Annotated in this window: 21 protein-coding genes and 2 pseudogenes; all 23 read right to left on the minus strand. The window is 42.1% G+C overall.

From position 1 onward, the window contains the following. Position 1: 1 nt before the first annotated feature. A complete protein-coding gene (gene fliY, locus LC065_RS15520; protein ID WP_226589393.1) occupies positions 2 to 1,222 on the minus strand; it encodes a flagellar motor switch phosphatase FliY in 1,221 nt (406 codons plus the stop codon). Next, positions 1,215 to 2,217 (minus strand): annotated as a pseudogene (gene fliM / locus LC065_RS15525) (flagellar motor switch protein FliM). The gene fliY and the pseudogene fliM overlap by 8 nt, the downstream one beginning before the upstream one ends. A 28-nt stretch (positions 2,218 to 2,245) precedes the next feature. After that, complete coding sequence (fliL, locus tag LC065_RS15530) at positions 2,246 to 2,662, minus strand: flagellar basal body-associated protein FliL (RefSeq protein WP_226589389.1); 417 nt, start codon at positions 2,660 to 2,662, stop codon at positions 2,246 to 2,248. Next, on the minus strand, positions 2,659 to 2,874 hold the full coding sequence (locus LC065_RS15535) for a flagellar FlbD family protein (protein WP_226589387.1): 216 nt from the start codon (positions 2,872 to 2,874) through the stop codon (positions 2,659 to 2,661). The genes fliL and LC065_RS15535 overlap by 4 nt, the downstream gene beginning before the upstream one ends. 44 nt (positions 2,875 to 2,918) lie before the next feature. Then, positions 2,919 to 3,860 carry a flagellar basal body rod protein FlgG gene (gene flgG, locus LC065_RS15540; RefSeq protein WP_226589385.1) on the minus strand — a complete coding sequence of 314 codons (942 nt, stop codon included), beginning with the start codon at positions 3,858 to 3,860 and terminating at the stop codon, positions 2,919 to 2,921. An 83-nt stretch (positions 3,861 to 3,943) separates the two neighbouring features. After that, positions 3,944 to 4,309, minus strand: coding sequence for a TIGR02530 family flagellar biosynthesis protein (locus LC065_RS15545; RefSeq protein WP_226589383.1), 366 nt, complete (start codon positions 4,307 to 4,309; stop codon positions 3,944 to 3,946). 1 nt (position 4,310) lies between these two features. Then, positions 4,311 to 4,778 carry a flagellar hook assembly protein FlgD gene (gene flgD / locus LC065_RS15550; RefSeq protein ID WP_226589380.1) on the minus strand — a complete coding sequence of 156 codons (468 nt, stop codon included), beginning with the start codon at positions 4,776 to 4,778 and terminating at the stop codon, positions 4,311 to 4,313. Positions 4,779 to 4,786: 8 nt separating this feature from the next. After that, a complete protein-coding gene (locus LC065_RS15555) occupies positions 4,787 to 6,217 on the minus strand; it encodes a flagellar hook-length control protein FliK (RefSeq protein ID WP_226589378.1) in 1,431 nt (476 codons plus the stop codon). Positions 6,218 to 6,242: 25 nt separating this feature from the next. Continuing rightward, the gene (locus LC065_RS15560; RefSeq protein WP_226589375.1) at positions 6,243 to 6,815 is read right to left on the minus strand and encodes a MotE family protein; all 573 of its coding nucleotides are present in this window, start codon (positions 6,813 to 6,815) and stop codon (positions 6,243 to 6,245) included. A gap of 4 nt (positions 6,816 to 6,819) precedes the next feature. Beyond that, positions 6,820 to 7,269 (minus strand): flagellar export protein FliJ, encoded by a 450-nt coding sequence (gene fliJ / locus LC065_RS15565; protein WP_226589373.1) that lies wholly within the window; start codon positions 7,267 to 7,269, stop codon positions 6,820 to 6,822. Positions 7,270 to 7,282: 13 nt separating this feature from the next. Next, positions 7,283 to 8,587 carry a flagellar protein export ATPase FliI gene (gene fliI / locus LC065_RS15570; RefSeq protein ID WP_226589371.1) on the minus strand — a complete coding sequence of 435 codons (1,305 nt, stop codon included), beginning with the start codon at positions 8,585 to 8,587 and terminating at the stop codon, positions 7,283 to 7,285. Next, entirely contained in the window at positions 8,580 to 9,332 is a 753-nt protein-coding gene (gene fliH, locus LC065_RS15575; protein WP_226589369.1) for a flagellar assembly protein FliH, read from the minus strand. Before fliH ends, fliI begins: the two co-directional genes overlap by 8 nt. After that, a complete protein-coding gene (fliG, locus tag LC065_RS15580) occupies positions 9,325 to 10,338 on the minus strand; it encodes a flagellar motor switch protein FliG (RefSeq protein ID WP_226589367.1) in 1,014 nt (337 codons plus the stop codon). Before fliG ends, fliH begins: the two co-directional genes overlap by 8 nt. Positions 10,339 to 10,350: 12 nt before the next feature. Beyond that, the gene (locus tag LC065_RS20550) at positions 10,351 to 10,740 is read right to left on the minus strand and encodes a hypothetical protein (RefSeq protein ID WP_371933348.1); all 390 of its coding nucleotides are present in this window, start codon (positions 10,738 to 10,740) and stop codon (positions 10,351 to 10,353) included. Positions 10,741 to 10,834: 94 nt separating this feature from the next. Then, positions 10,835 to 11,959, minus strand: a complete 1,125-nt coding sequence (gene fliF / locus LC065_RS15585; protein WP_371933349.1) for a flagellar basal-body MS-ring/collar protein FliF — start codon at positions 11,957 to 11,959, stop codon at positions 10,835 to 10,837. A gap of 62 nt (positions 11,960 to 12,021) precedes the next feature. After that, positions 12,022 to 12,327 carry a flagellar hook-basal body complex protein FliE gene (gene fliE, locus LC065_RS15590; RefSeq protein ID WP_226589362.1) on the minus strand — a complete coding sequence of 102 codons (306 nt, stop codon included), beginning with the start codon at positions 12,325 to 12,327 and terminating at the stop codon, positions 12,022 to 12,024. Between the two features lie 17 nt (positions 12,328 to 12,344). Further along, positions 12,345 to 12,797 carry a flagellar basal body rod protein FlgC gene (gene flgC / locus LC065_RS15595; protein WP_226589359.1) on the minus strand — a complete coding sequence of 151 codons (453 nt, stop codon included), beginning with the start codon at positions 12,795 to 12,797 and terminating at the stop codon, positions 12,345 to 12,347. 3 nt (positions 12,798 to 12,800) lie between these two features. Further along, positions 12,801 to 13,193, minus strand: coding sequence for a flagellar basal body rod protein FlgB (gene flgB / locus LC065_RS15600; protein WP_226589357.1), 393 nt, complete (start codon positions 13,191 to 13,193; stop codon positions 12,801 to 12,803). Positions 13,194 to 13,891: 698 nt separating this feature from the next. Next, positions 13,892 to 14,671: a GTP-sensing pleiotropic transcriptional regulator CodY gene (gene codY, locus LC065_RS15605; RefSeq protein WP_160913181.1), complete on the minus strand. Its 780-nt coding sequence runs from the start codon at positions 14,669 to 14,671 to the stop codon at positions 13,892 to 13,894. 25 nt (positions 14,672 to 14,696) lie between these two features. Further along, positions 14,697 to 16,094, minus strand: coding sequence for an ATP-dependent protease ATPase subunit HslU (gene hslU, locus LC065_RS15610; protein WP_226589355.1), 1,398 nt, complete (start codon positions 16,092 to 16,094; stop codon positions 14,697 to 14,699). A gap of 12 nt (positions 16,095 to 16,106) precedes the next feature. Beyond that, positions 16,107 to 16,652, minus strand: a complete 546-nt coding sequence (hslV, locus tag LC065_RS15615) for an ATP-dependent protease subunit HslV (protein ID WP_306163545.1) — start codon at positions 16,650 to 16,652, stop codon at positions 16,107 to 16,109. Positions 16,653 to 16,657: 5 nt separating this feature from the next. Beyond that, positions 16,658 to 17,554: pseudogene (gene xerC, locus LC065_RS15620) on the minus strand (tyrosine recombinase XerC). 651 nt (positions 17,555 to 18,205) lie between these two features. Beyond that, positions 18,206 to 20,281 carry a type I DNA topoisomerase gene (gene topA, locus LC065_RS15625; protein ID WP_226589349.1) on the minus strand — a complete coding sequence of 692 codons (2,076 nt, stop codon included), beginning with the start codon at positions 20,279 to 20,281 and terminating at the stop codon, positions 18,206 to 18,208. Between the last annotated feature and the right edge of the window lie 81 nt (positions 20,282 to 20,362).

Raw genomic sequence — 20,362 nt, forward strand, 5'->3', positions numbered from 1 at the left:
TTTATCGTAATTTTGTCAAACGTTCTTTCGGACTCAAAATATCTGTCACCCGCACGCCGAAGTTCTCATCTATGACGACAACTTCTCCTTTGGCCATCAATTTTTCATTGACATGGATGTCCACGGGCTCTCCCGCTAATTTATCAAGTTCCAGCACTGAGCCTGATGATAATTCCAGTATTTCTCTGACAGAACGCTTCGTACGACCAAGCTCTACCGTTACTTTCAACGGAATGTCCATCAACATATCCAAGTTCTTTTGTTCAGACCCGTTCAATTGAACAGGGGCGAAACTTTGAAACTCTGCGGTTTGGACATTTGCGTCTTCAGCTGTCTGGCCGGATGGTCCTCCAACGTATTGTGGAGTATGAGAAGCCTCTGTTTTAGTAGAAGATTCATAGAATGTGTTGTCAGGCAGGCTGTGTCTCTGTTCTTCTTGTTTCTGAGAAGAAGACTGCTCTTGGACCGGTTCAGGTTCGTTCTTTGAAGAAGGTTCTTCTGAAGTCTTGAAACTCTCCTCAGCCGCGGTCTCTTCCTGCTGTGGATTCATTAATTCTTCCACAAGTTCTTTCGCAAAACTCACTGGAATGAGCTGCATGATATTTGAATCGATTAAGTTCCCTACTTGGAGCTGAAAGGAGACTTTTACAAGCACTTCCTCATCAGGAATCTTATGAGTACCTTCATCTTCCTCCAGATCCAGCACATCAATAGCCGGGGGTGAGATGTCCACTTTCTTGTTGAAAATTGTTGACATACTCGTAGCCGCGGAACCCATCATTTGATTCATCGCTTCTTGCACAGCACTCAATGCAATTTCATTCAGATGCTCATCCGGGTCAGTCCCGTCACCTCCAAGCATCAAATCTGCAATGATGGCGGCATCCTTCGTTCGTATGACCAGTACATTTTGCCCTGAAAAGCCGTGTGTATAGGTAACACCTACCGCTACATGCGGCTTCGGGAATTCATCATGTAAGTCTTTCCTTTCTAAGACTGAAATCTGCGGCGTTGTAATATCAACCTTTTGATTTAAAAGAGAAGATAGTGCAGTCGCTGAACTTCCGAAAGAAATGTTGCCAATTTCACCTAAGGCGTCTTCCTCCAACGACGAAATCGTTTCATCTCCTGTAAATTTCGAGAGGCCCTCTTCGTTGTCTTTGTCACCCCCGCCGTTCAAAAGCGCATCAATTTCATCCTGGGATAACATATCATCACTCATTTTCTCCGGCACCCCCTTGATATTCCTCTAATACTTGCACAGCCAGCTTATTCTTTGATTTCCCTGGCTGTATGTGAAATTTAACTTCATCATCCACCTTCAATTTCAGCGGTTGGTCGATAGGCTGGTCAAGCCGGATGACATCTTCTTTACTCAATCCTAAAAACTGTTCGATGCTCATATCAGCTTCTCCCAGGAGTGCCCGAACATCCAACTCCGCTTCCTTGATCGTATGGCTGATGGCTTGGACTTCTTCAGGGTCCCGTTCTTTCGGCTTTTCTTTTTGCATCCAGTAGTGGACGGATAACCTCGGGATAATAGGTTCTAGAACGACATGCGGAATGCATATATTGATCATCCCGCTTGTCTCTCCTATGGTTGTGTTCAATGAGACGACAACCACGGTTTCATTTGGTGAGACCATCTGAAGAAATTGCGGATTCACTTCAAATTCTTCCAGTAAAGGATCAATATCAACAATCGACCCCCACGCTTCTTGATAATTCTCTAAAGACCTTTCAAATAGATGAGACATGATCGTCGTTTCAATTTCTGTCAGGTTCTCTATTTTATTGACACTGCTTCCTTTCCCCTCCAAGCACACGATCCATCATGGCATAAGAAACGTTCGGGTTTGCTTCTAACAGGATCCGTCCTTCAAGGGGAGGCACGCTGAAAATATTCAAGATTGTCATCGTAGGAATCGATCGGATAAATTCTTCATAAGGTAACTGATCCACCGAGGCCACTTCAATGTTCACATATGTTCTCAGCTGTGCTGAAAAATAGGTAGTCAACAACCTGGAGAAGTTTTCGTGTATACGTGTTAAACTTCTGATTTGATCCTTAGAAAAGCGGAGTGCTCTCTTAAAATCATAAACTCTAACCTTCTTTTCCTTCTTTTCATTCTTTAGCTCTTCTGCATCCATCTCCCCTGTAGACAGGGCTGAAAGCAATGAATCGATCTCATTCTGCGAGAGAACCTCTTCTGCCAAAACCTCACCCCCCCTTTCTTCTTCTCTATTATTGAAGGACTTTGTTAACCGTGTAGACGTCTGTCACTTCTCCTTCAGACATGAACTCATTCAGTTTCAACTTGACCTTCGCTTCCAAGTCAGATAATCCAGATTGAAACGTCTCAGAATCCATGGCTGATAATTCTTTCAGCAAAATATTCTGCATTTGAAAGTCTCTTTTTTTCAATTCTTCCATAGATTCTTTACTGTCCGTCACAACACGGAAGCTGATGCGGACATAATCTCCATTTTGCAAGTCTGTTGTGATTTCCTCTGTTGAAAAAGAGGCTTCACGAATATCATCGATGGATCTTTCTCCACTCGCTTCGCTTTCTCCATTAAAGTTGAGCACAAGCACAAGCGCTACGACACCGATGACAGTCAACGTACTTAGCGTAATCACCATCACCTTAAATCCATTCACTTGTCTTCACCTTCCTTGTCTGACGCCCTGACGATACCGATTTCTTTGTAAAAACCAGTGATCTTTTCAACAACCTGTTCCTCACTCTCTTTCACGAGGAACGTCCGTCCGGTAGTTGTCATCACTGTCGTATCAGGGTTCGATTGGATTTGCTCTATGTAAATCGCATTGAAGGTAAAAGGTTGGCCATTTAATTTAGTTAAAGTAATCATTCTTATATAGAGAGGGGCATTGATTCAGACCCCTCTATCCCCTTTTATCGTTTCAAGTTGACGAGCTCTTGTAAGATTTCATCCGATGTGGTGATGATCCTTGTGTTTGCCTGGAACCCACGTTGAGCAGTAATCATTTCAGTGAATGATTCTGCAAGGTCGACGTTGGACATCTCCAGGGCTCCGGATACCATCTGGCCCGTTCCGTTTTGTCCAGCAATAAGCAGGTCATCAAATCCAGCAATAGGTTCTCCAGCATTTTGAGTATACTGGAAGCTATTCCCCCCTAACTTTTCCAATCCACTCGGGTTCGGAAAGTTTGCTAATAAGACCCGTCCGGCCACTTGTGGGTTTCCGTTTTCATCAACGTAGTTAACCGTACCATCTGTTTGAATGCTGAAACTTTGCGCACTTTCAGGAATGGTAATAATCCCAGCAGTTTCTTCACCTGCAGCATTAAGTATGGGTTCTGAGCTCGTAGTATCATTATCATTTGTAATAGATTCATAAGGCTGCCCAATCAGATACTTTCCTTCACTGCTCACAATCGCTCCATCAGAATCGAGATAGAAATTACCTGCACGTGTATAACTCTGATTGACACTTCCTAAGTCAACCGTTTTTACAGTTGGGTCAATGAACCCGTCCCCCGCTTCAGCGAGTACGAACATCCCATCACCCTCAAGAGAAAGGTCGAGTGGACGATTGGTTGTTTGTCGGTTCCCTTGTGTGTGTATCGTATCGATCGAGCCTACCTGTGAACCTAGACCGACTTGTGAAGGATTGAGTCCACCTCTTACATTTCCACCATCTCCGGCAATCGGTCCTTGAGCTGCAGACATCGTCTGACTCATCATATCCTGGAAGGTGACTCTTCCTTTTTTGTAACCATAAGTGTTGACGTTTGCGATGTTGTTTCCAATTGTATCGAGCTTTGTCTGAAAACCTTTCATACCAGAAATCCCAGAGTACATTGAACGTAGCATATTGACGACATTCCTTTCTTTTGTTGGATTCATCTGCATCAATCGGTCAGCAGATGTTCAAGGCCTCCCACTCAGGGTCCAGCCTATTCGTTTATAAAAATCGTTCCATTGATGTTCGTGAATATTTGAGACTGTGCTTCGTTGCGATCCATGGCTGTTACGACCGTTCGTTTTTTTGAGCTGACTACAAGCGCCGCATCGTTGAGCACGACCAAGGATTGGTCCACCCCTTTTTTACTCGCTTCGGTCATTTTCTCTCCAATTTTTGACCAGGTTTGTTCCCTGATCTCTATCTTGCGGTCTCTCATCCGCTCCATCGCATGCTTACTCAATTTAATTTCTTTTGCTTCGTGAAGGAACTGTTGAAAGGAGACGTTAGCTTTTTGGTTCAGAGGTCCCTTTCTCGGTATGGGTAATGGTCGATGTATAGATTGTATACGCGGGTCCATATTATTCCTCATTGACTGTGTTCTCAGTTTTACCGTCTACTTCTCCCACTTTGGTAATGTATTCCACTGAGATTTTCTCCCCTGATTCGAGTTCTAAGTAAGTTTCAGCCCCATTCTGATTGACAGCTTGGACGATATCCGATTCCATTCGCTCAAGTAATCCTGTTTCCTGGTCATAAACAGGATAAGAAACTTCTTTGCCGATCAGTCCACTGTATTGAATAAGGGGAGGAAGGTTTTGACTGTCCATAAACCTTTGGAAGGACTGCGACATATTGGTCATTTGTTCCAGGCTTGAAAACTCTGTCATTTGTGAAATAAACTCTTTGTCTTTCATAGGGTCCAACGGATTTTGGTTTTTAATTTGTGCCATAAGGATTTTCAAGAAGTCATCCTTACCGAGTGTGCTGCTTCCAGTACCTCGAACCTGTTGATTTTTCAAATATAGAGAAGGGTCAATACTTGTCATACCATCACCTATACTTTCTCATTCATTAATATTTCTTGGAAACTGAGTTCTTCGTTTTCCGGATCTTTCCCTTCGTCTTGTTCATAATCATGATTGTGATCCCGTGGTTGACCCCGGTCTTTATTGCTGCTCTCCATCTGCTCTTGGAGATGTTGCTGGACGGCAGAGGCTTCGACCTTCTCTATCACCACTTGCTGTGGTGAAAACATATGTCTTAATTGAGTTTTGTTCCCTTCAAGCATTTCTTTCGCAGCTTGACTCGTGACCAGTATTTTCACTGCCATTTCACCATTGATTTGAGCAAATTTCACAGTAAGATCTCCCAGGTTCCCTGGTTTCAACTTGATCAGCATTTCCATGTTGCCTTTTGGATTCGTGAACATACGACTAGATTGTATGATTCTCTCCAGCTCGTGGATCACCTGTTTTTGTGAAGATGAGGCCTCTTGACTTTGGTTCAAATGAATGACGTACTGTTCCACTTTTGTCATGGGCATCGTTGATCCATTGGATAATGGCTGATTCTTAGAAGCTTGAAGTTTAGCATCCTGCTGAACTTCTTCTCCCAATGCCTGCTTTACCCATCTAACAACTTCCTTCCCTGTTACCGGTGTCTGTTGATGATAGGTTTTTGGAACTTCCATTCGGTTTTGATACATCTGGATCAACTTATTGAACACCTTTTGTTCTTCATTAGACGCTTTTTTCATAACCCTTTCCAGTACATCCTGCCCCACACCGTTTTCTTTGTTCGTCAAAGAATTAACGAGTTGCATGAATTTCTGCATCAACTCTTTCATATCTTTACCAGCTTTATGAGATAGGTGTGGCGAGGGGTCCTCTTCAATAAAAGTCTGAATGGTTTTCCTCATTACCTGCCATGTCTTATGTAAGTTTTCTTCTATGTTGACAGGATTGGAAGAGGATAAGGTTTCTTTCCCATTGAAAGATGAAGGAAGACGTAACAATGAGCTTTCATTTTTCCCAGTAACTGTGGTCATCAGGGATGTCAGTTCCTTGAATGCCAGCCCCAGATTTTGTTTTTCAACGGTTAAATCAGAAAAATTGTCTTCCGGTATGAATCTCTGTCCCAACTGGACCATAGGTGAAATAATATTTGAGAAGAGTCCTTCAGAAGCCGCTTCTTTAGCTCGTTGGATCGTTTCTCTCCAATCCAACCCTTCTCCACCAGACCATTCCCCTTGTTCGACTAGGTTCGAAATTAACGTCTCGATTTCTTCAATGAGCTCTATGATTTTCTCTGTATTTTCTTCTATTTTGACTTCTTTTGAGTCAGTCAATGAGGTCATCCCTTGAAATTCGATGAGTAGGGACCCAAAGAGAGCTCCTTCCAACTTGTCTTCACCTTTTTGTTTCGTATTAGGGTTCATGACCATTTTTTGAGAATTTCCTAAAATCGTCATCATACCTGTATTCACTTTTCCACCCCCTTTCAAGGAAGCCTCAGTCTTCAATAAGAATACTCGCGATGTTGGCTGCTGTTTCCGCATCCATCTGACCAAGGATTTCTCCTCTTTCCTCACTAGCTACATCACTTAAGACTTGCACCGCTAAATTTTCATTCATACTTTCAAGAATCGGGGCAGCCTCTTCCGGCTCCATTTCCTGAAAAGATCGAGCCATATCTGCCGCTTTTGAATTGTCGCTCTCACCCTCTGATCTTGCGTCTTCCAAATCAGCTTTCAACTGCACCACCTGTTGTTCCAACTCATTCATTTGATGCTGTTTACGATCAGATTCTGATTGCAGTTCTTCCATCTCCGCTTCTTTGTTGGCAATAATGGCCTTCAACCGGTCCACTTCGCCAGCTTTTGTATCTTCACCTTCAGATGAAACTGCAGTGGATAGTCCTGGAATACGACTGGCATACTTCTCAGCCTCTTCAAAAACATTGACGCCACTTAACGTGAGGACGATCAAGGTCAGCGTAATAATGAAAATCAGTGGAGTGAAAATGGCAGCGATGATTTTTAAAAAAGATTTCTTGTTTTTTTTCGTAGGATCACTCTTCGCCATTTCATCACCTATTCTGGAAATTTAAGTATTGTTGCATGGATAGTTCATCCATCTGCTTATTTTCTTCACTTTTCATAAGATGCCATTGCTCATCCCGCTTATGCTCTACAATTTTTTCAAATTTTTTCACTTCCATATGGGCTTGAGAAAGTTTGGCTTGTTTTTGTTGCATATTTATCCTTGCCTTTTGGACAACGGGCTGAAGGTGATCGATCGTCTCCTGTAAACCTTGTATGTATCGCTGATGTCGGACGATGGCGTCTGCTCTCACCGTGTGGTATTTCATTTCCTGCTCAAAGCGTTTTTCCGCTGTTTCCTTCTTCTTCAGACATTCATAAAGTTCTTCTGCATGTTTTTCAAAATGATTGACAGCTTCCTGATATAACTTCTGGGTCTTTTGCTTCTCTCGATCTCGTAAATCTCTAATTCTTTGGAATGTTTGAATATCAGCCATATCTAGCGGCCTCCTAAACGAACAGATTTCTCAAATCTTCCACTGACTTCTCAAAGCTTGCCGGCTCGTGAATCCCTTGTCTTAAAAATTGAATGATGGCAGAGTGATAGGATATCGCTTGATCGATTTCCATACTCGATCCCTTTTTGTAAGCTCCAATTTGGATCAGCTCACTATTTTCTTCGTAAGTAGCTAAAAGGGCGCGCAGCTTCTCAGCAGATTCTTTATGGTCGGGAGCAGCAATTTGCTTCATCACGCGGCTGATCGATCTTAAGATATTGATAGCTGGAAAGTGACCCTGCTCTGCGAGTTTCCGATCGAGAACAAAGTGACCATCGAGAATTCCCCGTACGGTATCAGAAATTGGCTCATTCAAGTCATCGCCGTCAACTAAAACCGTATAAAAAGCAGTAATCGTTCCGTTAGTACTTGACCCTGTCCGTTCTAAAAGTTTCGGTAATAGAGCAAAAACAGATGGCGTATAGCCTTTTGTGGTGGGTGGTTCGCCTGTAGCGAGACCGATTTCACGTTGAGCCATAGCAAAACGTGTGACGGAATCCATCATCAAATTGACGTTGTACCCTTGGTCACGAAAATATTCACTAATGGCTGTCGCTGTGTATGCACCTTTCACTCTCATTAGAGCAGGCTGATCTGAAGTGGCAACGACGAGGATGGAGTTTTTCAACCCTTCTTCACCAAGGTCATTCTCAATAAACTCTCTCACTTCTCGCCCTCTTTCACCGATCAGAGCGATCACATTCAAATCGGCGGAGCTATTTCGAGCGATCATCCCCATCAATGTGCTTTTACCAACTCCACTCCCTGCGAAAATACCGACTCTCTGTCCTTTTCCGACAGTCAGCATCGTATCGACAGCTCTCACACCGACTTGAATGGGTTCATGTATCGGTGGCCTCATGAGAGGATTAGGAGGGTTTTGATCTGTCGGATACCCTTTTAAACCGAGCGGCATTGACATTCCATCTAACGGGTGCCCGGTCGCATCAAGGATCTTTCCAATAAGGCCCATTCCGACTTTAATTCGCATAGGTTCACCGGTTGCCTCAACAATGCTACCTGGACGAACTTCTTTCACTTCCCGAAAAGGCATCAAGAGGATGTTTTCATTGTTGAAACCGACGACCTCGGCTGCAATCTTTTCTTTTTGTTCAGACGTATGGATATAACACAAATCCCCGACAGAGGCTTCCGGGCCTTTTGATTCAATCATGAGTCCGACAACTCTATGAATTTTCCCATACCTTTTCATAGATTCAGCATTGGAAATCGCATCAAAATAACGCTGACTATTCATTTCCCATCTCCTCATTCGCAATAGAGAGCAGTTGTTGTCTGAGTTCTGATAACTGTGTATCTATACTTCCATCAAGCCTTCCAAACTGTGACTCCACGATACAGGCGTTAGATTCTAACTCTTCATGTGCATAGATGCTTAGATAAGAAGATGGTGTGACCAGCCGTTCAAGTTCGTCAGACTGTTTATGGACGAGGTCGTATTTTTCTGGATGAACATACAAAGCGACTTCAGGTTGGCCTTTAACCTCTTCAATCACTTTTTTGACCAATGGTATAAACAAAGTCGATTCTTCTTCAAGTTTCGCATGAAGGATTTTCTCAGCTGTTTTCATGGCCACTTCTACAATGGTTCTTTCACTATTTGTAACCGTACGGTCATGCGAAGCTTTCGCTTGCTGGATGATATCGTTAGCCTGGGATAGTCTGGTTTGTAAGGCGTCGATTCCCTCCTCATGACCTTTTTGAAAACCTTCTTTCAACCCTTTTTGGAAGGCTTCATTTTCAATCACTTTTCTCTCTTCTTCCCAAGTAGCTTTAAGAGACTTTATTTCTTGTTCCGTGGATCGAATCAACTGTTCTCTTTGACTCTTTGCTGCTTCTAAGTCTCTTTGGGCTTGTTCCAGCTCTTGATTGATTTGCAGACTTTTTTGCTCCTGTTCATTTTCCTGAGCGCTCGGTCCTTGAATATGAACGGGCTTTAAGCCGATGACTCGACCATTTGATGAAGGTCTACCTTTAGACAATGATGTCATCTCCTCCACCTCTTGCTATCACAATTTCACCAACATCCTCTAAACGGCGAATGGTAGAAACCACTCTCGTTTGAGCTTCCTCCACATCCCGAAGCCTGACGGGTCCCATGAACTCCATCTCTTCTTTAAATGTGGTCGCCATCCGTTCAGACATATTACTGAATACGATGTCTTTAACTTCTTCACTGGACACTTTAAGCGACAAACGCAGATCATCATTTTCCACATCACGGATGATTCTCTGGATCGCCCGGTTATCAAGAGCAACGATATCTTCAAAGACGAACATCCGCTTCTTAATTTCTTCCGCCAGTTCAGGATCCTGTATTTCAAGGGAGTCAAGAATCGTTCTTTCTGTACTACGATCGACACCATTCAAAACTTCCACAACGGCTTGAATGCCACCCGTTTCTGTATAATCCTGTGTTACTGTGGTCGATAACTTTTTCTCAAGAATTTGTTCAACCTGACTGATCACTTCAGGGGAGGTCGAATCCATTGTGGCAATTCTCCGAGCCACATCTGCCTGAAGTTCTTGTGGAAGTTCTGATAAGATCTGTCCGGACTGTTCAGGGTCGAGGTAGGACAGAACGAGCGCTATCGTTTGTGGGTGCTCGTTTTGAATAAAGTTCAGAATCTGGTGAGCATCTGCTTTTCTAGCAAAATCAAACGGCTTCACCTGCAAAGACGAAGTGAGACGTCCGATGATGTTAGACGCTTCATCGGAACCGAGCGCTTTCTCAAGAATGGTTTTGGCATAACCTATCCCCCCCTGAGAAATGTAATCCTGAGCTAAAGCAATTTGATGGAACTGGTCCAGAATTTCTTCTTTTTCTTTACTATCCACTTTTTGAACAGAAGAGATTTCCAACGTCAATTGTTCAATCTCTTCTTCATCTAAATGTTTGTACACTTGAGCAGCGACATCCGGCCCAAGGGAAATCAACAGGACAGCCGCTTTCTGCTTACCTGTCAACACTGACTTTCTCAAGGCCATACAGAGACCTCCTTAATCTTCCGCAATCCATGATCGCAATAGTTTCGCAAAATCTTCCGGTTTTTCTTTCGCCATTTTTTCCAACTGTTTCCGTTTACGTGTTCCTTCATCTTCACGTTCTTCTATAGAAGGCACTTCCTGAGGCTTGGATTCATGGACCTCTTTTTCAAACATCATGTACTCTTCGTCATTATCTTCCTTAGCTCTCTTTCTGCGAGTAAGAACGATGAGAAGGACGATAATTGTAAATAGGAGTAAACCTCCTATTACATAAGCCCAAAGTGGGATGCCCTGACCTGAATCAGGGAACTCAGGTTCTCCGTTGAACTCTTGGAAAACAATCGATACTTTTTCTTGTGTGTCTATTTCTCCGTACTGGCCATTAATCGATGTTGTAATCATTGAATCCACAATGGACTGTACGCTCTCTTGAACAGTTTGTTGCTCCGCAGCAGTCAGGTATTCGATTTCTCCCTCTGGACCCACACTTTTCGTATTATCGATGGCTACTTGAATCCCCTAGGTCCCTTACCTTATATGGGCTTTCTTCGATATTCTTTTTTATGCGGTTGAACTCGTTGTTAATGGTTTCGCGATTCATTTCGTAATCGCCACCTGAGCCTTCTGTGCCAGCGGGGTATTCAGGTATGTCCCCTTCTTCCGTGCCTACAGGACCACCCTCAGGCACACCACCTTCGTAGGTCTCTTCAATTCTTTCTACACTTACAGGCAGCCCTTCCATCGTTTCAGGATCTACCGGTTCTACCAGTTCTTCTACGCGGTTTTCTTTTGTGAAATCTATGTCCGCAGTTACGGTAGCGATTACTTTTTGTTGACCGATCATCATTCCAAGCATGCGTTGCAAACGCTGCTTAATGTCTCTTTCAATGTCTTTTTTCACATTCTGCTGATATGTATAAGCATTTTCTGAGCTACCTAACGGTGATTCATTTATATCAAAATAGTTAAAATTTTGATCCATAATGACGATATTATCTTTAGGCAGGTTCGGTACAGACTTGGAAGCTAAATTATAAAGAGCTTGGATTTGACCATTTTCGATTTGATACCCAGGCTGTACATTCAGCACAATTGAGGCTGAAGCCGGTTGCGCCGATTCAGAAACAAAAACCTGCTCTTCAGGCATGTTAATCATGACCTGAGCGTCCTGAATGCCTGTGATGCCCTTCATTAAATTTGCAAGTTCAGTCTGCATCGCATCCAGCTTGATGACATCAAACTCATTATCCGTCATCCCCCAAGAAGTATTACCACTGAAGAAACCATAATCGATCGTTCCACTATTGGGCAGCCCGGCGGCTGCGAGATCCACAAGCAAACCTTCTGCCTGTGTGTCTGGAACAAGGATGGTTGAACCTCCCTGTTCAAGTTCATATGTAACCCCTCTTGTTTCAAGTTCCGTTTTGATTTGACCAATTTCCTGTAAAGTAAGATCCCTGTATAAAGGGACCATCTTCGTACTTGAAGCGAAGACACTTGTTAGGACAAGGATGAAAATGATAGCAGCTATTCCGCCAATCATCCAACCCTTTTGCGATTTTTTCCGCTCTTTCCAAAAGGTTGTCATTCTTTCTTGATATTTTTTTATTTTTTCTTTCATAGTTGCCCCCAAAAAAAGCACGACCTAAGCGAATGGTTTAGTGCGAATTAAATATAGTAGAGTCACACTTGCATACGCATGACTTCTTTATATGCTTCTACGACTTTACTCTGCATTTCCACAGCTGTTTTCATAGTGATGCTTGCCTTTTGTGAAGTAATCATCACATCATGCAAATCATTGATTTCTCCTTGAGCAAGAGCCTTTGTCTTATCATTAGATGAAATTTGCGCTTCGTTCACCCCTGCAATTGCATTCTTTAACTGACTGGCAAATGCAGCGTGAGCTTCACCTGGAGAAACATTTTTCTTCCATTGCGTTTGAGAAGGTTGGCTTAAGGGGATGGTGTTAACTAGATGGTTTGACATTGTAAATTCTCCTTACCTTATCTTCCGATTTCCAATGCTTTCATTAACATACTTTTCGATGCATTGACGGCCGTAACATTCGCCTCATAAGAACGAGTGGCACTCATCATATCGACCATTTCTTTTAAAGGATCGACATTCGGTAGTTCTACATAGCCATCCTCGTTCGCATCCGGATGATTCGGGTTATACACAAGTTTAAACGGCTCATCATCTTCAACGATTTCGGTTGCTTTCACACCACTTCCTTGCGATGAATCAGTGGCTGCTTTATGTAAAAAACTTTTGAAATTGTTTTGAGACGGCTCGAAAACAACCATTTTGCGCTGATAAGGCTGCCAGTCTCCGTTCTCATCAAGAGTGGCACGCGTTGTGTTAGCGTTCGCCATATTCGATGAAGCCACATCCATTCGTAAGCGCTGAGCTGTGAGAGCGCTAGCACTATTATTCATAGCATGAAAAATACTCATCCGTTAATTCCCTCCTCTGATTACGGACTCCAGGCTACGGAATTTCCCACTCATACGATCAACCAGAGCCTGATATTGAATTTGATTTTGTGCTAGATCATTCATTTCTTTATCAATGTCCACATTATTTCCATTATGATTGTATACCGTATTCGTTTTTGTAAAAGTCCGATACGGTTCACCAGAATCATTTTTGAAGGGTAAATGCCGTTCATTCGTCCTTTTTGCTTGCAGGAACGAATGTTCTTGATCTAACACATCCTTAAAAGCGACGCCTTTTGCTTTATACCCTGGCGTATCTACGTTGGCAATATTATTAGAGATCGCTCTATTTTTCGCTGATGAATAGTCTAAAGCATTCTCTAAACTTGTAAAAGTACTACTGAAAAGAGTCATTACTCCACCTCTATTCGACAATTTTCTATACTCACAGACATAATTGTAAAAAAATTCACGTACTTCTGTCTATACAAAATTCCACTTTTTTACGAGAGTATTACAAACACCCCAAAGGAACCTGGGACAATTTCCTTACTTTTTGGCTTTTGTTTCCATGTGTCGAAAACTTTCCCATAATGAACATTATTACATAACTTTTTGTCGAATAGTGAATATATTATGGATATTTTTAAAACACGACATAAGATAGTGAAAATAGGTTAAATCTGTTAAAAAAACACTCTGTTACATGCATGGATTGGTTACTAGTCATTATAATAAATGACAGGATTGTGGAAGCATGAATGTCGAGGGGGGGCCTTTTAGCTTAACGGCAGAGGAAAAAGGTTTTCTTACCACATGGACTTATACGAGTTGTGGTGGTTCGATGTTGGCACAAATATGCCGAATATAATCGAACTTCCTTTATCCTTTTGAGCCTACTCAGCCTTTATCCTGTAAGGTCTCAGCTTTCCAGGGTCCCCAGAGGAGTTAAAGCCCCTTTGCCATATGAGGTTCTCAAACTCCCCTGCAAACTCATTCATCAAGTCCGTCTAAAAACAAAATACGTGAGGGAAGTAGAATTAAAAAATCCTCACAGAAAATAAATTTAAACGTAAAAAAACGCCACTTTTATATAAAGTGGCGTTTTTTTCTTAATTGGTACGAAGTTTTTGAAGCTCTAGTAGGAAATTATTATTCAATACTTTAATATATGTTCCCTTCATACCTAAAGAACGGGACTCGATGACACCAGCGCTTTCCAGTTTTCTCAACGCATTAACAATCACTGACCTTGTGATTCCAACACGATCGGCAATTTTACTTGCTACAAGCAGTCCTTCGTTCCCTTCCAGCTCTTCGAAAATGTGTTCGATCGCTTCAAGTTCACTGTAGGATAGAGAGCTGATCGCCATTTGTACGACAGCTTTGCTTCGTGCTTCCTGCTCAATTTCCTCTGTTTTTTCATGAAGAATTTCCATACCAACTACGGTAGCACCGTATTCCGCAAGAAGTAGGTCATCTTCATTGAAATTGCTGTTTAGACGGCTTAAAATTAGCGTACCTAGACGCTGTCCACCACCGATAATCGGTACGATTGTCGTCAGTCCATTCTCAAACAGTTCACGATTTTCTACAGGGAAAGCTGTGTATTCACTGTTAATATCTATATCCGGTGTTGTTTCTTCTATTTTGAAAAGGTTTTGTGTGTACTCTTCCGGAAATTGACGCTCTGAAAGCATGGCCTTCATTCGCTCATTTTCAATTTCCTGATTGATGGCAAAGCCTAAAAGCTTTCCTCGGCGGCTTAATACGAATGTATTCGCCTCAATCACATCTCGCATCGTTGCGGACATATCATTAAAGTCCACCGATTTTCCGGTTGTTTTTTGTAGCATTGCATTGATTTTACGTGCACGGTCTAATAGTTTCATGTTCATTTCCTCCTTGTTGTTCACCCTATAAAATAAATCGACTCAAATCTTTGTTTTTTACGATTGATGATAGTTTGCTGTCTACATACTGTGGTGTGATTTCAATGGTTTCCATCGTAACGTCAGGTGCTTCAAAGGATAAATCCTCCAGCAGTTTTTCTAAAATCGTATGCAACCTCCGCGCCCCGATGTTGTCTGTTTCCTGATTTACTTCATGAGCGATTTCTGCGAGTCTAGTAATAGCATCGTCAGAAAATTCAACCTTTATACCTTCTATTTCAAGTAATGCCTTATATTGTTTCAAAAGAGCATTTGAAGGCTCTGTTAAAATGTTCTTGAAGTCTGAAACACTGAGTTTATTCAACTCTACGCGAATCGGAAACCTTCCCTGCAGTTCTGGGATTAAATCCGATGGCTTAGCCATATGAAACGCACCCGCAGCAACAAATAGAATATGGTCAGTCGCTACTGGTCCATATTTCGTCACAACCGTTGAGCCTTCGACAATCGGAAGGATGTCTCTCTGTACACCTTCACGGGAAACATTCGCCTGGTTATCGCCCTTCGCCGCAACTTTATCGATCTCATCAATAAAGATCATTCCTGCCTGTTCTACTTTAGCGACGGCATCCTGACCGACTTCGTCCATATCCACCAACTTGCCTGCTTCTTCCTGTGTTAATACTTTTCGTGCTTCGGAAACAGGAAGTTTACGTTTCTTTTTCTTCTTCGGCATGAATTGACTGAATGCATCCTGCATGTTCATACCCATCTGTTCCATACCGGAGCCTTGCATCATATCAAACATGGAAGATTGAGATTCTTCCACTTCGATGGTTACCATTCGGTCTTCCAGCTCACCAAGATCCAATTGATGACGAATACGGCTTCTTTTTGTCTCTATTTCCGCTTCTTCACTCTTCTCATCAGGATCCACTTCCTGCTGACTGCCTTGATTAAAGATCATCTCAAATGGATTTTTGAAGTTATTGGACTGCTTTTTCTTAGAAGGAACGAGTAGTTTTACAAGCCGTTTGTTTGCTTGTTCTTCCGCTCTGTCTTTCACAGCTTCCATTTTTTCTTCCTTCACCATACGTACGGCCATTTCCACCAAGTCGCGTACCATAGATTCAACATCTCGACCAACGTATCCGACTTCAGTGAATTTCGTGGCTTCCACTTTTACAAAAGGAGCCCCGACTAGTTTTGCCAACCGACGGGCAATTTCAGTTTTCCCTACTCCCGTAGGACCCATCATCAGGATATTTTTCGGTACGATTTCATCTTTCAAATCATCCGTCAGCTGCATGCGACGATATCTGTTCCGAAGAGCAATGGCTACAGATCGCTTGGCGCTTTCCTGGCCAATAATATATTGATCGAGTTTTTCAACAATTTGTCTAGGAGTCAAGTTTAATGACATTCATGGTCCCCCTTAATCGAGAACTTCCGGGATTATTTGATCATTGGTAAACACACAAATCTCTCCTGCAACCTCAAGAGCTGCTCTAGCAATTTGAGAAGCAGATTGTTCCGGTGAATAACGTTTCAAAGCTCGCCCTGCACTTAAAGCGAAGTTTCCACCTGAGCCGATAGCAAGAATACCATCGTCCGGTTCTATTACTTCCCCAGTACCCGATACAAGAAACATATTTTCTTTATCCATAACAATCAACATCGCTTCTAATTTCCTTAGAACACGATCACTACGCCACTCTTTGGCAAGTTCCACAGAAGCTCTTGCCAAGTTTCCGTCATAGCTTTCCAGTTTTCCTTCAAACTTCTCAAAAAGAGTAAAAGCATCGGCCACAGAACCAGCGAAGCCTGCTAATACTTGATCATTAAATAGTCGACGAACTTTTCTTGCCTTATGCTTCATCACTACTTGATTACCTAATGTTACCTGGCCATCTCCGCTCATCGCACACTCTCCATTGTGCTGTACGGCAAAGATCGTTGTTGCATGAAATTGCTGCTCCATTGTTTTCACCTCTTATTCGCTCGGGGATGACTGTTCATATAAACATTTTTTAACCGATCTTTTGATACGTGTGTATAGATCTGAGTTGAAGAGAGTCGTTCATGCCCTAACAATTCTTGTACTGAGCGCAAATCTGCTCCTTCGTTTAGCAGATGGGTAGCAAATGAATGCCTCAATTTATGGGGATGAATATCGACTGTCATTGCTGCCTTTTCCACCATCTTTTTCAATATGAGCCTGATTCCATCAGCTGTTAGGGGCCCACCTTTAGCATTCAAAAACAATCGTTTACTCGATTCATTTTTCTTAGAAGCCAATTGTTTTCTGCCATCATTTATATATGTCTGAAGTGCTTTTGCAGCAAACTGCCCGTAAGGAACGTAACGATCTTTACTTCCTTTCCCATGAACAAGTGCTGTGTTCAATGAAAAAGGTCAGGGAGTTCCATTTTCACGCATTCACTAACACGTACACCCGTTCCATAGAGAAGTTCGATAAGAGCCTGGTTTCTCTGTCCTAAAAGGCGTATGCAAATCACTCACTGTGAAAATTTTCTCCAACTCTTCTTCATAAAAGAAGTTGGGAATAGGACTTTCCTTCTTTGGCAATACCACATTCAAAAATGGGTTTTGAACGACAATTTCTTCTCGTTCCAAGAAACGGAAATAGCTTCTCAAACTTGATATTTTTCTGGAAACTGTCCTTCTTGAGTACTGCGCTTCATATTGCTTAGATAAAAAGATTCGGATGACAGGATATTCACATTCCAGAATCGTTAATCCTTCTGATGTGAGAAAGGATTCAAATTCTTCTAAATCCCTTCCGTAGTGTTTTAATGTAAGAGGCGAAGCGTTTTTCTCAATTTGAAGGTATTCCATAAAAAGCTCTTTGTAAGACTGCATAATTCCTTCCACCTCTCAAAGGCGTCTAAATTTTATCACAACATTCATTGACATAACAATGCATTTAATAAAAATGTAACAAAATTCTGAATTGTTTCCAACTCTAATGAATCAAGTATTTAAAGAAATCGTACTTTAGCAGGATCAAGTGTCAAGTATGTATACTTACCAAAGCGTAATTATAGCGCCCCACATTATTGCTGTCAATCAAAAAATAGCGTCCCTTTAAAACACAACACTCATTTACATAAACTCTCCCTATTATGGAAAATTCAGTGCCGAGATAAATAGCGAATGTTGACTCGTTAATTGTAGAGGACTAAGAAATAAGGCTTTCCCCAAGAGGGATTGTTTTCTACTATTCCCATCTAATAAGCGTAAAGTTTACTATACCAAGCTATTTTAATCCAAAGACCTGACGAGGATGTTTAGTACCCCGCTTTTATAAGATGGATACCCGTTGTAGTTTTAAGACACTTGTTTTGAACCATTTCCTTCAGCCCTCAAACTCATTCAAACATCTCGAAATCGCGGCTTCCGCAATCCTGCCTTGTCCTTTAGTCATGAATAACATCAGCGTTAAATAAAACCCAAAAGAAAAAGAGTCTACAACTAAAAGGATAGTCATAGACCCTTGGTTTTATAACTCGATCATGATTGAGGCTCTTCTTTATAGTCACATTCGGTACACTGAATCTGTGTCCCCTTCTTCGACTTCTTCTCCACAAGCAAAGATTCACATTTCGGACATGGCCTACTAATTGGCTTATCCCAGGAGATGAAGTCACAATCAGGATAGTTCTCACAACCAAAGAACTTGCGGTTTTTCTTACTCTTCCGTTCGACGACTTCTCCATCCTTACATTTCGGACAAGTGACTCCGACTTTTTTAAGAATGGGTTTTGTATTGCGGCAGTCTGGGAAATTTGAGCAGGCAAGGAACTTTCCATACCTTCCCATTTTATATACCATTTCATGCCCACACTTTTCACAGTCAATTCCTGCAGGCTCATCTTTAATTTCAATTTCTTCCATTTCTTTTTCCGCTTTTTCTAAGCGAGGCTGAAAGCCCTCATAGAAATGACTGATGATATTCACCCAGTCCTCTTTTCCATCCTCGATCGCATCAAGGTCATCTTCCATGCCCTTCGTAAAGTCGACATCGATGATTTCCGGGAAGTACTCTCGTAGTTGTTCAAGGACGATTTCTCCAAGCTCCGTTGGTATAAAACGCTTATTATCAAGGGCAACATAACCGCGACGCTGAATGGTATCAAGGGTGGGTGCGTAAGTGGACGGCCGACCAATCCCTAGCTCCTCAAGCGTCTTTACAAGACGTGCTTCCGTGTAGCGTGGTGGAGGTTGTGTAAAGTGCTGGTTCGGTTTGATTTCTTCTGCTTTAACGGTCATCCCTTCTTCAAGATGAGGCAGAAGCTTGTCTTTCTCTTTTTTGTTATCATCCCGACCTTCGATATAAACCTTCATAAAACCTTTGAATTTCACTTCAGAACCTGTAGCTCTGAACTCCACACCTTCGTTATAAAGGTGGACCGTCATCGTATCCAACACTGCTGGAGCCATTTGGCTGGAAATGAACCTGTCCCAAATCAATTTGTATAGACGATATTGATCACGGGATAATATACTCTTCATTGCTTTTGGATCACGGTCTGCACCCGTTGGCCTAATGGCCTCGTGAGCGTCCTGGGCCCCTTCTTGCTTTTTAGTTCCTTTACTTTGTCCAAGAAACTCTTTCCCGAAATTACCTTCGATGTACTGCTTAGCATCCTCTTTGGCTGAATTCGAGAGTCTAGTGGAATCCGTACGCATATACGTAATCAAACCAGTGGTTCCTTGCTTCCCTCCAAGGTCAATACCTTCATAAAGCTGTTGGGCAATCATCATCGTTTTCTTCGCACGGAAATTTAATTTACGTGCTGCTTCCTGTTGTAGTGAAGAAGTGGTGAAAGGAAGAGATGGATTCCTTTTTCTCTCTCGTTTGTTTACTTTATCTACAGAGAAATCTTTCCCTTTCATCCGCTTTTGAATTTGGTCGACATCGTCCTGCGTTTTTAAATCCTTCTTCTTACCATCAACACCATAAAAAGAACCTTCGAATGTCTCTTTATCTTTTAAGAAATCTCCTTCAATCGTCCAATATTCTTCTGGCTGGAATTTTTTTATCTCATTTTCACGATCAATAATGATTTTAACAGCCACTGATTGAACACGGCCTGCACTTAAGCCTTTTTTAACTTTTTTCCAAAGAATTGGGCTAATGTTATATCCCACAAGGCGGTCAAGAATCCGGCGAGCCTGTTGGGCATCAACCAGGTCTGAATCGATCGATCTCGGTTGTTTAAATGAATCTTTAATGGCTTCCTTAGTGATTTCATTGAAAACAACTCTACAATCTGATGTATCGTCAATTTCCAAGCTGTGGGCTAAATGCCAGGCAATTGCTTCCCCTTCGCGGTCGGGGTCGGCAGCAAGATAAACTTTTTTTGCTTTTTTGGCTGCTGTCTTTAGTTCTTTTAAAACAGGACCTTTTCCCCTGATGGTTATATACTTAGGGCTGAATTCATTCTCTACATCCACGCCCATTTGACTTTTAGGCAAGTCACGCACATGACCAAGAGATGCTTTCACTTTATATTTCTTTCCAAGGTACCGTTCAATTGTTTTTGCTTTCGCTGGTGATTCTACTATTACCAGATAATCTGCCATATATGTTCCTCCCATAGAGGTGTTTTCTCTTTATGTTTCATACACTCTTTTTATATTCTCGTTTTTAATTTACCTTTTGCT

The organism is Halobacillus litoralis, from assembly GCF_020524085.2.
Lineage (GTDB): Bacteria > Bacillota > Bacilli > Bacillales > Halobacillaceae > Halobacillus > Halobacillus litoralis_E.

Coding starts and splice junctions, on each gene's coding strand:
- fliY (WP_226589393.1), bottom strand. CDS start 1,222: ATGAGTGATGATATGTTATCCCAGGATGAAATTGATGCGCTTTTGAAC.
- LC065_RS15535 (WP_226589387.1), bottom strand. CDS start 2,874: ATGATTACTTTAACTAAATTAAATGGCCAACCTTTTACCTTCAATGCG.
- flgG (WP_226589385.1), bottom strand. CDS start 3,860: ATGCTACGTTCAATGTACTCTGGGATTTCTGGTATGAAAGGTTTTCAG.
- LC065_RS15545 (WP_226589383.1), bottom strand. CDS start 4,309: ATGGACCCGCGTATACAATCTATACATCGACCATTACCCATACCGAGA.
- flgD (WP_226589380.1), bottom strand. CDS start 4,778: ATGACAAGTATTGACCCTTCTCTATATTTGAAAAATCAACAGGTTCGA.
- LC065_RS15560 (WP_226589375.1), bottom strand. CDS start 6,815: ATGGCGAAGAGTGATCCTACGAAAAAAAACAAGAAATCTTTTTTAAAA.
- fliJ (WP_226589373.1), bottom strand. CDS start 7,269: ATGGCTGATATTCAAACATTCCAAAGAATTAGAGATTTACGAGATCGA.
- fliI (WP_226589371.1), bottom strand. CDS start 8,587: ATGAATAGTCAGCGTTATTTTGATGCGATTTCCAATGCTGAATCTATG.
- fliG (WP_226589367.1), bottom strand. CDS start 10,338: ATGGCCTTGAGAAAGTCAGTGTTGACAGGTAAGCAGAAAGCGGCTGTC.
- LC065_RS20550 (WP_371933348.1), bottom strand. CDS start 10,740: ATGATTACAACATCGATTAATGGCCAGTACGGAGAAATAGACACACAA.
- fliF (WP_371933349.1), bottom strand. CDS start 11,959: ATGAAAGAAAAAATAAAAAAATATCAAGAAAGAATGACAACCTTTTGG.
- fliE (WP_226589362.1), bottom strand. CDS start 12,327: ATGTCAAACCATCTAGTTAACACCATCCCCTTAAGCCAACCTTCTCAA.
- flgC (WP_226589359.1), bottom strand. CDS start 12,797: ATGAGTATTTTTCATGCTATGAATAATAGTGCTAGCGCTCTCACAGCT.
- flgB (WP_226589357.1), bottom strand. CDS start 13,193: ATGACTCTTTTCAGTAGTACTTTTACAAGTTTAGAGAATGCTTTAGAC.
- codY (WP_160913181.1), bottom strand. CDS start 14,671: ATGAAACTATTAGACCGTGCACGTAAAATCAATGCAATGCTACAAAAA.
- hslU (WP_226589355.1), bottom strand. CDS start 16,094: ATGTCATTAAACTTGACTCCTAGACAAATTGTTGAAAAACTCGATCAA.
- hslV (WP_306163545.1), bottom strand. CDS start 16,652: ATGGAGCAGCAATTTCATGCAACAACGATCTTTGCCGTACAGCACAAT.
- topA (WP_226589349.1), bottom strand. CDS start 20,281: ATGGCAGATTATCTGGTAATAGTAGAATCACCAGCGAAAGCAAAAACA.